Below are 13,198 nucleotides of genomic sequence, written 5' to 3' on the forward strand. Positions count from 1 at the left end.
GTGGACGGATGGCGAATCGGTACGGCCCGGGCGCGCCTCCCGCACGGGTCTCAGATCCGGACGACCCGACCGGATTGCGCGGGTCGTATCCACCCCTCGAGCTCGTACCCCTGCGAGCGGGCGGTGTCGAGATACGAGCTCTCCACATCGTCGGCGATTCGATGGTCCCTGGACAGCAGCCAGAGATGCTTGCGGTCGGGTGTGCCCACGAGCGCGTTCTCGTACCGCTCGTCGATGCGCAGCACCCAGTAGTCCGCCTTCGTGAAGGGGATCCAGCGCAGCGCGGCGGGCAGGAACGTCACCTGCAGTCGTCCCGGATGCTGTTCATCGGGAACGCCCTGACCGAGCGCCTGCGTCGGCTCGTCCTTGTCGTCGAGACAACGGTTGTCGACCCGCACCGTTCCGTCGTCGTTCAGGGAGTATTCGGCGGTGACGTCCTTCGCGCCCTCGTCCTCGAAGCGCAACGGCAGCCGCCCCACTTCGAACCAGAGCCCCAGGTACCGCCCGAGTTCCAGCGTCGGCACCGACCGCACATCTCCGTCGCCCATCGCACTGCTCCTTCGCTCGCACGCCAGACTACGGAGCACGTCCACCCTGACGAAGGGGGTTGCGGGCGTCGCGGGCCATCGGCTACCGCGGCGTCCGTCGCCGGCGATCCGTCAGAGCTCGCCCATCCGTGCCGGCTTCGCCCAGCGCAGGAACACCGTGGAGCGAGTGATCCGGGCGAGGTCCGCGAGCAGCGCGCCCACCTTGGTTCCGATGCACAGGCTGAGGAACATCATCGGCGCCGACACCAGGGCCTGGGCGTCGAAGCTGGCGAGCGCGACCAGGCCGACCGTCCCGGGAACCAGCAGCAGGAACGCCGGCTGGAAGGAGACGGTCGCCGGAATCGAGAGTGTGAGTCGCTCCAGCACCCGAGCGGCGACGAACAGCACGGCGGCAGCGAGTCCCGTCGCCACGATGCTGCCGACCTGCGGGCTGAACAGCGCCAGCAGGGCGTAGGTGCCCGTCATCACGACCACGCACACCACCGTGAGCCGGAATCCGGAGCCGAATGCGAGCCCGATGCCGATCGCCAGCGCGATCACCGCGATCCAGGCGGACCACAGCGGCGGGAGCGCTTCCCATCCGCCGCGGTCGGTGGTGAGCCGCACGGCTTCACCGACCAGCGCCGCGGATGCCGAGTCGATGCGCAGTCCGGTCAGTGCGGCTCCGGAGTAGACGCCGGCTGCCATGAACGCCAGCATGATCAGCCCGTACATCAACCGGGATGCGCCCGTCACGATGTCCGTGGAGGTCAGCTCCAGCAGCGCATTGGTGATGAGCGCGCCCGGCACCAGGATCGCGATCGGGGCGCACACCGCGAACAGGGGAACCGGTCCCAGCTCCAGCCAGCGCGCCACGGCACCCACCAGCACCGTGGACAGGAACGCCGAGACGAAGGGAGCGACGGCCGCCGCCGCGCGCACACGCATCATCAGCATCGTCGATCCGCCGACCAGCAGTCCGACCAGGAGCGCGAGCACGATCGCCCACCACGGGCAGCGGAACAGCCAGGCGAGCGAGAGCGACAGCAACCCGCAGCCGATCACGTTCTGCAGAGCGGGGCGATGCCTCGGCGTGGCGCGGATGGATGCCATTGTGGCGGGTGCCTCGATCAGCGGTGTCGATCCCGATTCGAGATCGCGCACCAGCCTGCTCGCGCGTGCCGACTGCCGGAACGTGCGCGCCTCGCCCTTGCCGATGACGGTCGTCGTCGCCGAGGCGGAGCCGGGGCGGCTGACCATCACCATCTCAGGAAGGATCGCGAACTCGAGCGACGTGCCCGGCACGGTGCGCTGACTCACCTGCTCCAGGGATCCGCGCACGTCGGTCACGGACGTGCCGCACTCCAGCAGCAGCACCCCGAGGTCCCCCAGGATGACATCGACGTCGGCTGCCGGCAGCGGGAGATCGGTCACTGCGTCCTGCCGCCGCGATCAGGGACGCAGCACACGTCGCGGCCCTGCCCGATCAGGCGAGTTCGTCGGCGAGGGCGCGCAGTCGACGCAGCGTCTCGTCCTTGCCGAGCAGCTCCATCGACTCGAACAGCGGCGGCGACACGCGGCGGCCGCTGAGCGCGACGCGCGGCGGGCCGTACGCGATGCGCGGCTTGAGGCCCAACTCGTCCACGAGCTTCGCCGAGAGCGCCTCCTTGACGGCATCCGTCGTGAACGTCTCCACCGGATCGAGTGCCGCGACGCACGCCGTCAGCACCTCGGCGGCGTTGGCGGGCAGCCCCTTCATCGCGTCGTCCTGATACTCGATCTGCTCGGTGAAGAGGAACCCGAGCAGCCCGGGGGCCTCGCCCAGCAGCTGCATCCGCTCCTGCACGAGCGGTGCGGCGCGGAACGCGAGCACGATCTGCTCGTGCGTGGGCTCGCCGGCCCCGAACACGCCGTCGGCCGCGAGGTAGGGCAGCATGCGCTCGGCGAAGTCCCGCTCCCCCAGCAGGCGGATGTGGTCGCCGTTGATCGATTCGGCCTTCTTCTGGTCGAAGCGGGCGGGGTTGGGGTTCACGTTCTCGATGTCGAACGCCTCGATGAACTCCTCCAGTGAGAAGACGTCGCGGTCGGGCCCGATCGACCATCCCAGCAGGGCCAGGTAGTTCAGCAGCCCTTCGTGGATGAAGCCGCGTTCGCGGTGCAGGAACAGGTCGGCCTGCGGGTCCCGCTTGGAGAGCTTCTTGTTCCCGGTCTCGCCCAGGACCAGCGGCATGTGCGCGAAACGGGGCACGAAGGTGGTCACCCCGGCACTGATCAGCGCGTCGTAGAGCACCAGCTGTCGGGCCGTCGAGGGCATGATGTCCTCGCCCCGCAGCACGTGGGTGATGCCCATCAGCGCGTCGTCCACCGGGTTCACGAACGTGTACAGCGGCTGACCGTTCGGGCGAACCAGCACGTAGTCGGGGAACGAGCCGGCCGGGAAGGTCACCTCGCCGCGGATCAGGTCGACGTAGGTGAGGTCCTCGTCGGGCACGCGCAGTCGCAGCGCCGGCTGCCGGCCTTCGGCGCGGAACGCGGCCTTCTGCTCTTCGGTGAGATCCCGATCGTAGTTGTCGTAGCCGAGCTGCTTGGCGCGCCCGTTGGCCTCGTTGCGCGCGTCGATCTCCTCCGCCGTGGAGAAGCTCTCGTACACCGCACCACTGGCCTTGAGCTTCTCGATCACGTCGCGATAGATGTCGTGGCGCAGCGACTGCCGGTACGGAGCGTGCGGGCCGCCCACCTCGACGCCCTCGTCCCAGTCGATCTTCATCCAGGTGAGGGCGTCCACCAGCTGCCGGAAGCTCTCCTCGCTGTCGCGCGCGGCGTCGGTGTCCTCGATGCGGAAGATGAGCTTGCCGCCGTTGTGCCGTGCGTACGCCCAGTTGAACAGCGCCGTGCGCACCATGCCGACATGCGGCAGGCCCGTCGGCGAGGGGCAGAAGCGCACACGGATGTCAGACCCGGTGGCGGTGGTGGTGAGGGGATGCACGGTAGCCATATCCCTCGATTCTACCGGGGGCGGGCGCCGTGACCTGGACAGTCGACAGCGTCAGCTCATGCACCGCCAGCTCATGCCGCTTGGCGGATCCTGCCGAGCGGCGACAGCGCGGCGATCGCGATCACCAGCACCAGCGCGACCGCCCCCAGCCCCGCGTAGTCGAACTGGGTGAGCACCCAGCCCGCGCCGGCCGCGCCGGCCGCTGCTGTGAGGCTCATGAGCGAATCGCTGAGGCCCTGGCGGCGCGGGCGCATGGTCACCGTGGACGATTCCGTCAGCAGCGCCGCACCGGCGACCGTCGCGGCACTCCAGCCGAGCCCGAGCAGGATCAGGGCGACCATCACGCCCGCGGACGACCGACCGGCGACGATGGCCGTCACCAGCGACGCGGCCAGCAGGCCCTGCCCGAGCAGCACGACGCGGATCCGCCCCCAGCGGTCGGCGAGGATGCCGAACAGCGGCGAGAGTCCGTACATCCCCGCGACATGCAGGGCGATCGTGAGGCCGACGAGCAGCGTCACGTCGGTGCTCGACGGCATCCCGCCGTCCATGCTGTGGGCCATGTGCTTCAGATGGATGGGCGTCATGGCCATCACCGAGGCCATCACCGCGTGCGAACCCGAGACGGCGAAGACGGCGTAGCGCGCCGCCCGCGGATGATCGACGCTCGCGCCGAGCACGGCGGCGCGCGACGGCGAGCCGGCGATGTTCAGCGCCGTGAGCAGCGGGTCCGGGCGCAGGGCCACCAGATACAGCACGAGCGCGGCGGCCTGTGCGACGAGCGAGAACAGGTAGGAACCCGTCAACGGCGGCATCCCGATCGCCTGCCCGAGGATCTCCCCCGGAGTCAGCAGGAGCGGGCCGGCCACGCCGCCGACGGTGGTGGACCAGACGACGACGGACAGGTCGCGCCCGCGATGCTGCGGCGATGCCAGATCGGTGGCGGCGAAGCGGGACTGCAGGTTCCCGGCGTTGCCCATGCCGATCATGATGATGCCGGCCAGCAGCAGCGGGAACACCCGGGTCGCGGCGGCGAGGATCACGATCGACACCCCGACCAGGGCCAGCACGTTCCCCGCAGTCAGCGAAAGACGGCGCCCCCTCCGTGCGGCGAAGCGCGCGAGCGGGATCGCGAAGGCGGCGGCGCCGAGGGTGACGGATGCCGTGGCCAGGCCCGACAGCGCGTCATCGCCGGAGAGATCGGCGGCCAGCAGCGCGCCCAACGACACGGTCGCGCCGAACGCGATCCCGCCGAGCACCTGACCGACGGACAACACCAGGACGGTGCGATGCTGCAGCGCCGAGAGCTGATCGACGGAGAGATCGCTCACGGGACTGGGACGGCGTCGCGCACGGGATTGCGCAGCGTGCCCACTCCGGTGACCTCGATCTCGATGATGTCACCGGCGATCACCGGACCGACGCCCGCGGGCGTACCGGTCATGATCACGTCCCCTGGCAGCAGTGTGAACGCCGCGGAGGCGTAGGCGATGATGTCGGCGACGGAGTGGATCATGTCGGTCAGTGGCGCCTGCTGACGCACCTCGCCGTTCACCCGTGTCTCGATGCGCGCCGAGGCCGGGTCGAAGTCCGTCTCGATGGCCGGACCGAGCGGGCAGAAGGTGTCGAAGCCCTTGCCGCGGGTCCACTGCCCGTCCTTGCGCTGGATGTCGCGGGCGGTGAAGTCGTTGCCGACCGTGTAGCCGAACACGTAGTCCAGGGCGTCCTCCGCGCGCACGTTCTTCGCGATGCGGCCGATGACCACGACCAGCTCGCCTTCGAACTCGGTGCGCTCGGAGATCGCCGGACGCATGATCGCGTCGCCTGGCCCGATGACTGACGTATTCGGCTTCAGGAACAGCAGCGGCTCCTCTGGGGCGACGTTGCCGAACTCGGCGGCGTGCTCGTGGTAGTTGCGGCCCACGCACACGACCTTCGAGCGCGGGATGACCGGTGCGAGCAGTGCGGCATCCGCCAGCGGGATCCGCTCCCCCGTGGTCTCGAATCCGGCGAACATGGGGTCGCCCGCGAGCACGACGAGCTCGCTCTCGTCGACGATGCCGTACCGGATGCCTTCGCTGTGGCTGAATCGTGCGATCTTCACCCGCACAGCCTAGCTGGAGCACTGCCGCACCGCCGAGCCACTGCCGGACGGGTACGGTCCCTGTCAACCCCATGCTGGAGGGAGCGGCCGACCCCCTAGCCTGGCCGGGTGAGCAAAGAGACTGCCGACTCTGTGACCCAGCATCACGCGGGAGCGGGAGGACCCGATCCGACCCGCCTGCGTCGGGCCATCACCGGACCTCTGCTGTTCGCATTCATCCTCGGCGACGTGCTCGGGGCCGGCATCTACGCCCTCATGGGCGTGCTCTCCGAGAAGGTCGGCGGGATGCTCTGGGCTCCCCTGCTGCTGGCCCTCGGGCTCGCACTGCTCACCGCCGGCTCGTACGCGGAACTCGTCACGAAGTATCCGCGCGCCGGTGGTGCCGCGGTCTTCGCGGAACGCGCCTTCCGCAGCCCGCTGGTCTCGTTCCTGATCGGCTTCTGCATGCTCGCGGCCGGTGTGACCAGCGCCGCAGGGCTCGCGATCGCCTTTGCGGGAGACTACTTCCGCACCTTCATCGATCTGCCGACGATCCCCGTCGCGATCGCCTTTCTCGCGGTCGTCGCGCTGCTCAACGCTCGTGGGGTGCGCGAGTCGCTGGGCGCCAACCTGGTGATGACGGCGATCGAGCTGAGCGGACTGCTGATCGTCATCGTCGTCGTCGCCGTCTTCTTCGGAGGCGGAGGCGGCGACCCGTCCCGCGTCATGGAGACCCCGGAGGGCACCAATGCGGCCGTCTCGCTGCTGGCCGGTGCGGTGATCGCCTATTACTCGTTCGTAGGTTTCGAGACCTCCGCGAACATGATCGAGGAGGTCAAGGATCCCCGCCGCACCTACCCGCGCGCGCTCTTCGCCGCGCTGTTCACGGCGGGGGCCGTCTACCTGTTGGTGGGACTGGCGAGTTCCATCGCCCTTCCGCCCAGCGAACTGCAGGAGTCGACCGGCCCGCTGCTCGCCGTGGTCGAGGCGACCGGCGTCAGCATCCCGTCCTGGCTGTTCAGCCTCATCGCCCTGATCGCGGTCGCCAACGGTGCACTGCTGACGATGATCATGGTCAGCCGTCTCACCTACGGCATGGCGGAACAGACCCTGCTGCCATCGCTTCTGGCCCGCGTGCTCCCGAAGCGGAAGACGCCCTGGATGGCGATCCTCGTCACGACGCTGGTCGCCATGGGCCTCACGCTCGTGGGCGACCTGGCGACCCTCGCCGAGACGGTCGTGCTCCTTCTTCTCTTCGTCTTCCTGAGCGCGAACGTGTCGGTGCTGATCCTGCGCCGCGACAGAGTGGAGCACGACCACTTCCGGGTGTGGACCTTCGTCCCTGTCCTGGGGATCGCGTCCTGCGTCCTGCTGCTCACGCAGCAGCGCCCGATCGTCTGGCTGTTCGGCGGTCTGCTGCTGGCGGTCGGAGTGATCCTCCACTTCGTCGCCCGGTGGGGACGCCGACGCTCCGCCCAGCGCTGACACGCGCTGCCGAGCGCCGCCACGCTGCGGGGCTCAGGCGTCGAGTCGCAGCAGCCAGCCGTGCTTGTCCGGCCGGCGGCCGTACTGGATGTCGGTGAGCTCCTCGCGCAGCGAGAGCGCGAGGTCGCCGAGAGGCTGCTCGTCCTCGAAGCCGTCGCCGACCAGCGCGCCGATCGGGGTGACGACCGCGGCCGTGCCGCAGGCGAACACCTCGACGATGTCGCCGGACGCCACGCCGTCGCGCCATTCGTCGAGCGAGACCGCCCGACGTTCCACGCTCAGACCGCGATCCTCGGCGAGCTGCAGCAGCGAGTCACGCGTGATCCCCTCGAGGATGGACTCGGATGCCGGGGTCACCACACGACCGTCCTTGAACACGAACACGACGTTCATGCCTCCGAGCTCCTCGACGTTGCGGTGCTGATCGAGGAACACCACCTGGTCGCAGCCCTTCTCGTAGGCCTCGGCCTGCGGCAGCAGGCTGGACGCGTAGTTGCCACCCGTCTTCGCCGCACCGGTGCCGCCCTTGCCCGCACGGGCGTAGTTCTCGCTCAGCCAGATGCGCACCGGCTTCACACCGCCGGAGAAGTACGCGCCCGCCGGGCTCGCGATGAGGTAGAAGGCGACCTTCTTCGCCGGGCGCACGCCGAGGAACGCCTCCTTGGCGAACATGAACGGCCGCAGGTACAGGCTCTGATCCGCACCGGACGGCACCCAGGGACCGTCGACCGCGATCAGCTCGCGCAACGACTGGATGAAGTACTCGGTGGGCAGCTCGGGCAGGGCCAGTCGCCGGGCGCTGGTCTGCATGCGGGCAGCGTTGCGGTCGGCGCGGAAGGTGTACACCGAGCCGTCGGCATGCCGATACGCCTTGATGCCCTCGAAGATCTCCTGGCCGTAGTGCAGCACCGCTGCCGCCGGGTCGAGAGCGATCGGGCCGTAGGGCTGTACGCGCGGGCGGTGCCAGCCTCCCTTCTCCGACCAGCAGATGTCGACCATGTGGTCGGTGAAGCTGGTCCCGAAGCCGGGGTTCTGCAGGATCTCGTCGCGCTGAGCCGGGCTCTTGGCTGCGAGGTTCTTCGTCACGGCGAACGTGAGCTCACCGGTGGGGGCGCTGGTTGCGGTGTCGGTCATGTCTGTCCTCGATCGTGGTGCGGCGGCGGTGCGCGCGTGGTCTCAGATTACGCCTGCAGCCGAGCGATCACGGCGTCGCCGATCTCGCTCGTGCTCCGGCTGCCCTCACGGGCGGCGATGTCCTGCTCGACCGCGCGCTGCACGCGCACGGCGTCGTCGTGCAGCCCGAGGTGATCGAGCAGCAGGCCGACGGAGAGGATGGCGGCCGTGGGATCCGCCTTCTGCTGGCCTGCGATGTCCGGAGCCGAACCGTGCACGGGCTCGAACATCGAGGGGAAGGCGCCACTGGGATTGATGTTTCCCGAGGCTGCGAGGCCGATGCCACCGGTGACGGCACCTGCCAGATCCGTGAGGATGTCGCCGAAGAGGTTGTCGGTGACGATCACATCGAAGCGGGAGGGTTCTGTCACGAGGAAGATCGTGGCCGCGTCGACGTGCAGGTAGTCTACGGCCACGTCGGGGTGCTCGGATGCCACCTCGTCGACGATGCGCTTCCAGATCGCGCCGGCGTGCACCAGGACGTTCGTCTTGTGCACGAGGGTGAGCCTGCCGCGGCGACGCTCGGCGAGGGCGAAGGCATAGCGCACGAGACGCTCCACCCCGAATGCGGTGTTGACGCTGGTCTCGTTGGCGATCTCGTTCGGCGTTCCCGTGCGGATGCTGCCGCCATTGCCGACGTACGGGCCCTCGGTGCCCTCGCGGACGACGACGAAATCAATGTCGCCGGGATCCGCCAGCGGGCCCGGCGCCCCGGCGAAGAGCTTCGACGGCCGCAGATTCACGTAGTGGTCCAGCTCGAAGCGCAGCTTGAGCAGCAGTCCTCGCTCGATGTTGGCGTCTTTCAGACGAACATCGCCCGGCACTCCGCCGACCGCGCCGAGCAGGATCGCGTCGTGCGTGCGAATCGACTCGAGGTCATCGTCAGTGAGTGTGTCCCCGGTCTCGAGATAGCGCGACGCCCCCAGGGCGAACCGCGTCTTCTCGAAGACGACCTCGCTGTTCGCTGTGGCCGCGTCGAGCACGCGCTCGGCCTGCTCGATGACCTCAGGGCCGATCCCGTCTCCTGGAATGACGGCCAGCTTCACGACGCGCGACATGGATCTCCCTCGCAACCACGACTGTCCGCAGCGCGAGTCGCCGCGGACACTGGATTCCAGCGTACCGGCGGGCGGACCGGCCTTCCGACGCGGTGACGGCTGGCAGGAGACGGGAGCGGCTCCGACTGCTGCCGGAGCCGCTCCCGTGCTCGGTGTGGCGCTCAGGCCTCGGTGATCTCGATCTGCCGGAACAGATCGGCCTCGATGGACGCGCTGATGTCGGCGAGCAGCTCGTCCGAGACCGGCGAGTCCAGCGTGAGCACGCTCAGAGCCTGCGCGCCGGCCGCCTCGCGCGCGATCTGCATGCCGGCGATGTTGATGCCGGCCTCGCCGAACTTCTGCCCGTAGACGGCGACGATTCCGGGCCGGTCGGTGTACATCATCACGACGTGGTGCTTCTCGATGGGCAGCTCGATCGCGTGGCCGTTGATCGACACGAGCTTCTCGACCTGCTTCGGGCCGGTGAGAGTGCCCGAGACGGCGAGCTGCGAGCCGTCCGACAGTGCGCCGCGCAGCGTGATGACGTTGCGGTACTCCTCGCTGACCTCGTCCTGCAGCAGGCGCACGGCGACACCGCGCTGCTCGGCGAGGAGCGGGGCATTCACGTAGGACACGCTCTCGCTGACGATGTTCGTGAAGATGCCCTTGAGCGCTGCGAGCTTGAGCACGCTCACGTCGTAGTCGTTCAGCTCACCGTGCACCTCGACGTCGAGGCTGGTGAGCGGTGACTGCGAGAGGGCGGAGAAGATCTGGCCGAGCTTCTCGACCAGGGCGATGCCGGGGCGCACGTACGGGTCGATGACGCCGCCGGCGACGTTCACGGCGTCCGGCACGAGGTCGCCGCCGAGCGCGAGGCGCACGGAGCGGGCCACGGAGACGCCGGCCTTCTCCTGCGCCTCCTCCGTGCTCGCGCCGAGGTGCGGGGTGACGACGACGTTCGGCAGTGCGAGCAGCTGGGCTGCGGTCCCGCCCTCCGCGGGCGGCTCGGAGGTGAACACATCCAGACCCGCACCGGCGATCTCGCCCGCGACGAGCGCCTCGTGCAGGGCCGCCTCGTCGATCAGCCCGCCTCGGGCGACGTTGACGACGAAGGCCGTCGGCTTCATGGCAGCGAACTGCTCGGCGCCGATCATGCCGGTCGTCTCGGGCGTCTTCGGCATGTGGATGGTGAGGAAGTCGGCTTCGGCGACGAGTTCGTCGAGTGTCACCAGCTGCACTCCGAGCTGCTGGGCACGCGCGCTCGTGACGTAAGGGTCGTAGGCGATGACGCGCATGTCGAAGGCGTTCAGTCGAGCAGCGACGAGGGCACCGATGCGGCCGAGACCCACGATGCCCACGGTCTTCTCGAACAGCTCCGCACCAGTGAAGGAACTGCGCTTCCAGGCGCCGCCCGACAGCGAGGCGTGCGCGGCGGGGATGCGACGCGCGAGGCTGAGGATGTGGCCGATGGTCAGCTCGGCGGCGGAGACGATGTTCGAGGTGGGAGCGTTGACGACCATCACGCCCGCGGTGGTGGCCGCCTTGATGTCCACGTTGTCCAGCCCGACGCCGGCACGCGCCACGACCTTCAGCTTGGGTGCATGCGAGAGCGCCTCGGCATCGATCCGGGTCGCAGAGCGAACCAGGACGGCATCCGCGTCCGCGAGTGCCGCGAACAGCGCGTCGCGGTCGGTGCCGTCGACGGTGCGGACGTCGAAGTCGGGGCCCAGAGCCTCGATCGTCGCGGGTGAGAGGACCTCCGCGAGGAGGACGACGGGCTTGGACTCAGACTGATTCGGCACAGATATCCTTCGGGGCAGCACACGGTGGGTTAGCCGATGCGCCGCACGCCGTCGGGGCGCGATCGGGACACACTTTACCGCAGCAGGGACGCCGCTCCCGACCGTGTGACGCGGTCAGCCGCCCGTCAGCGCCTCGAGGTTGCGGAGGACATAGCTGAAGGTGTTGAGCAGGAAGACCGCGCTGAGCCCGAGTCCGGCCAGCAGGACCAGCGCGAACACCCCGACGGTGCGTCGGCGGCTCAGCGCGAACGCGATCGCGAAGATCGCCGCGGACACGATCGCCGGAAGCAGGAGCAGAACCCACCCGGAGCCGGTCATCCCGCCGGCCGAGAGCTGGATGGCGTAGAACACCGCCGTCCAGACGACGAACGCGTACGCGAGTCCGCCCAGACCGGTGACGAAGCCCCGGAGGGCACGCAGAAGCCGACCGGACGACCCGGGCACCGCCTGGGTCGATGCGCTCTCGCTCACAGTGCCACTCCTCCCCCGGAGACGACGAACGGCCATGGGATCAGCAGCACGGCTCCCGCCAGGAGCCAGACCATCCGCACCCACGACCTCGAGCCGCGCGTCGCAGCGAGCACCGCGAGGAACCACAGTGCCGGGGCCAGGACCGCGAGCCAGAGCGCGCCCTGGTAGAGGACGACGGGAAGCGTGAAGGTCACGGGCAGCTGCATCCCGATTCCACCCAGGACCCAGCCGATCGTGTAGAGCAGGTAGATCCCGCCCAGGACTCCGAGCATCAGCAGGGACACGGTGCCGATCACGGGCAGCGGCTCGTCCGCTCCCGTGTCGGGCTCGTGCGCCGACGCGGGCGCCGCGTCCGGCTCGTGCCCCGACGCTGGTGCGGCGGCGGATTCCGCCGGCACCGCCGAGACTGCGGGCCTCGCCGGCACCGACCTGCCGCCCTCCGGGTGCCGCGCCTCGAGCGCATCATCGCCCTCCCAGGTGAGAGCGTCGTCATCGCCGTCGGATTTCATCCCCTCAGCGTACCGGCGTCCGCGTATTCGCCCCACTATGCTCAGGGGCGACACCGCACCGGGGAGGAACATCGTGGCAGAGAACAAGAGGCAGGCCGTCCGGCCGGACGCGAACGCGGACGGATCCGCCTCGCGCACCTGGGTGCCCACCGCCGAGGCCAAGAAGAAGGCGACGACCTTCCGCTGGATCGCCGCGGCGCTGTGGGCGCTCGCGATCGTCGGCGAGGCCGTCGGCATCTTCTGGCTGCTGCGGCAGCGTGTCGTCACGACCGAGGGCGGACTCGAGCGCGACCCCGACACGGGACTCCTGCAGGAGCAGATCGAGACGGCGACCTTCCCGCAGTGGGCGTTCATCTCCCTTCTCGTGCTGCTGGTGGTCATCGCCGCCCTCTCCATCACGGGATCCGTGCTGTGGAAGAAGGCGAACCGCCTCGACCCGGCGAAGAAGTCCGACACGGTCCGGTTCTTCGTCCAGAACCAGCTCGGCGCGATCATCGCGATCATCGCCTTCGTGCCGCTGATCATCCTCGTCTTCCTGAACAAGGACATGGACAAGGGGCAGAAGTCCACCGCCGGGATCGTGGGCATCGTCCTCGCCGCTCTCGCGGTGTTCATCGGCGTGGACTTCAACCCGCCGTCCGTGGAGAAGTACACCGCCGACCAGTCCACCGTCATCCAGCTGCTCGGCCAGGACGAAGTCACCTGGGTCGCGGGCGGCGCCGTCTACCACGTGTGCGACGAGGTGTCCGACATCCAGACCGGGAGCGAGATCCTGACCGGCACGACCGCCGAGGCCATCGAGGCCGGCAAGCAGCGTCTGACGCTGAAGTTCGCCTCCGAGCTGCGCGCGTGCGATCTGCCGGTTCCCGAGAACGCCTCCGAGATCGCCGACGCGCTGCGGCAGATCCAGGGCGGTCAGACGGTGACGCTGCCCGCCCCGGTCTGGGGCGAAGGCGTCACGCCGCCGGCCACCGTTGAGGACGCGGCTCCTGCGACGAGCTGAGCGGACCACCACGAACGAAGAAGGGGCGCCCCGTGCTGAACTGCTCCCTGGAAGTTGGACTGATGAATTCAGTTCCGACATCCAGGGAGCAGTTTCGTGCATCCACGTAGTTC

At 69.1% G+C, this 13,198-nt stretch carries 12 protein-coding genes; 2 read left to right on the forward strand and 10 right to left on the reverse strand.

Annotation, left to right across the window (positions count from 1 at the left end; genetic code table 11):
- Positions 1-50 precede the first annotated feature (50 nt).
- The 5 genes from ACFQY2_RS16200 to ACFQY2_RS16220 all read right to left on the reverse strand — a co-directional run bounded on the left by ACFQY2_RS16200 (position 51) and on the right by ACFQY2_RS16220 (position 5,626).
- Entirely contained in the window at positions 51-548 is a 498-nt protein-coding gene (locus tag ACFQY2_RS16200; protein WP_378747039.1) for a lipocalin family protein, read from the reverse strand.
- Positions 549-659: 111 nt separating this feature from the next.
- Positions 660-1,961 (reverse strand): threonine/serine exporter family protein, encoded by a 1,302-nt coding sequence (locus ACFQY2_RS16205; RefSeq protein WP_378747040.1) that lies wholly within the window; start codon positions 1,959-1,961, stop codon positions 660-662.
- 52 nt (positions 1,962-2,013) lie between these two features.
- Positions 2,014-3,522 carry a glutamate--tRNA ligase gene (gltX, locus tag ACFQY2_RS16210; protein ID WP_378747041.1) on the reverse strand — a complete coding sequence of 503 codons (1,509 nt, stop codon included), beginning with the start codon at positions 3,520-3,522 and terminating at the stop codon, positions 2,014-2,016.
- A 71-nt stretch (positions 3,523-3,593) separates the two neighbouring features.
- Positions 3,594-4,853 carry an MFS transporter gene (locus ACFQY2_RS16215; protein WP_378747042.1) on the reverse strand — a complete coding sequence of 420 codons (1,260 nt, stop codon included), beginning with the start codon at positions 4,851-4,853 and terminating at the stop codon, positions 3,594-3,596.
- Entirely contained in the window at positions 4,850-5,626 is a 777-nt protein-coding gene (locus ACFQY2_RS16220; protein ID WP_378747043.1) for a fumarylacetoacetate hydrolase family protein, read from the reverse strand. Before ACFQY2_RS16220 ends, ACFQY2_RS16215 begins: the two co-directional genes overlap by 4 nt.
- A gap of 132 nt (positions 5,627-5,758) precedes the next feature.
- On the opposite strand from ACFQY2_RS16220, the gene ACFQY2_RS16225 reads away from it, so the two are divergent.
- Entirely contained in the window at positions 5,759-7,090 is a 1,332-nt protein-coding gene (locus ACFQY2_RS16225; protein ID WP_378747060.1) for an APC family permease, read from the forward strand.
- A 33-nt stretch (positions 7,091-7,123) separates the two neighbouring features.
- Here the strand turns inward: ACFQY2_RS16225 and ACFQY2_RS16230 are convergent, their stop codons facing one another.
- From ACFQY2_RS16230 to ACFQY2_RS16250, 5 genes are all read right to left on the reverse strand, one after another.
- A complete protein-coding gene (locus ACFQY2_RS16230) occupies positions 7,124-8,224 on the reverse strand; it encodes a branched-chain amino acid aminotransferase (RefSeq protein ID WP_378747044.1) in 1,101 nt (366 codons plus the stop codon).
- Between the two features lie 47 nt (positions 8,225-8,271).
- Entirely contained in the window at positions 8,272-9,321 is a 1,050-nt protein-coding gene (locus ACFQY2_RS16235) for a 3-isopropylmalate dehydrogenase (RefSeq protein WP_378747045.1), read from the reverse strand.
- 161 nt (positions 9,322-9,482) lie between these two features.
- Positions 9,483-11,102, reverse strand: coding sequence for a phosphoglycerate dehydrogenase (serA, locus tag ACFQY2_RS16240; RefSeq protein WP_378747046.1), 1,620 nt, complete (start codon positions 11,100-11,102; stop codon positions 9,483-9,485).
- 114 nt (positions 11,103-11,216) lie between these two features.
- Positions 11,217-11,573 (reverse strand): hypothetical protein, encoded by a 357-nt coding sequence (locus tag ACFQY2_RS16245; RefSeq protein ID WP_378747047.1) that lies wholly within the window; start codon positions 11,571-11,573, stop codon positions 11,217-11,219.
- A complete protein-coding gene (locus ACFQY2_RS16250; RefSeq protein WP_378747048.1) occupies positions 11,570-12,082 on the reverse strand; it encodes a DNA polymerase III subunit gamma/tau in 513 nt (170 codons plus the stop codon). The genes ACFQY2_RS16245 and ACFQY2_RS16250 overlap by 4 nt, the downstream gene beginning before the upstream one ends.
- 73 nt (positions 12,083-12,155) lie before the next feature.
- On the opposite strand from ACFQY2_RS16250, the gene ACFQY2_RS16255 reads away from it, so the two are divergent.
- Complete coding sequence (locus ACFQY2_RS16255; protein WP_378747049.1) at positions 12,156-13,085, forward strand: hypothetical protein; 930 nt, start codon at positions 12,156-12,158, stop codon at positions 13,083-13,085.
- The last annotated feature ends 113 nt before the right edge of the window (positions 13,086-13,198 follow it).

The organism is Microbacterium sp. GCM10027623, from assembly GCF_042666935.1.
Taxonomy (GTDB): Bacteria; Actinomycetota; Actinomycetes; order Actinomycetales; family Microbacteriaceae; genus Microbacterium.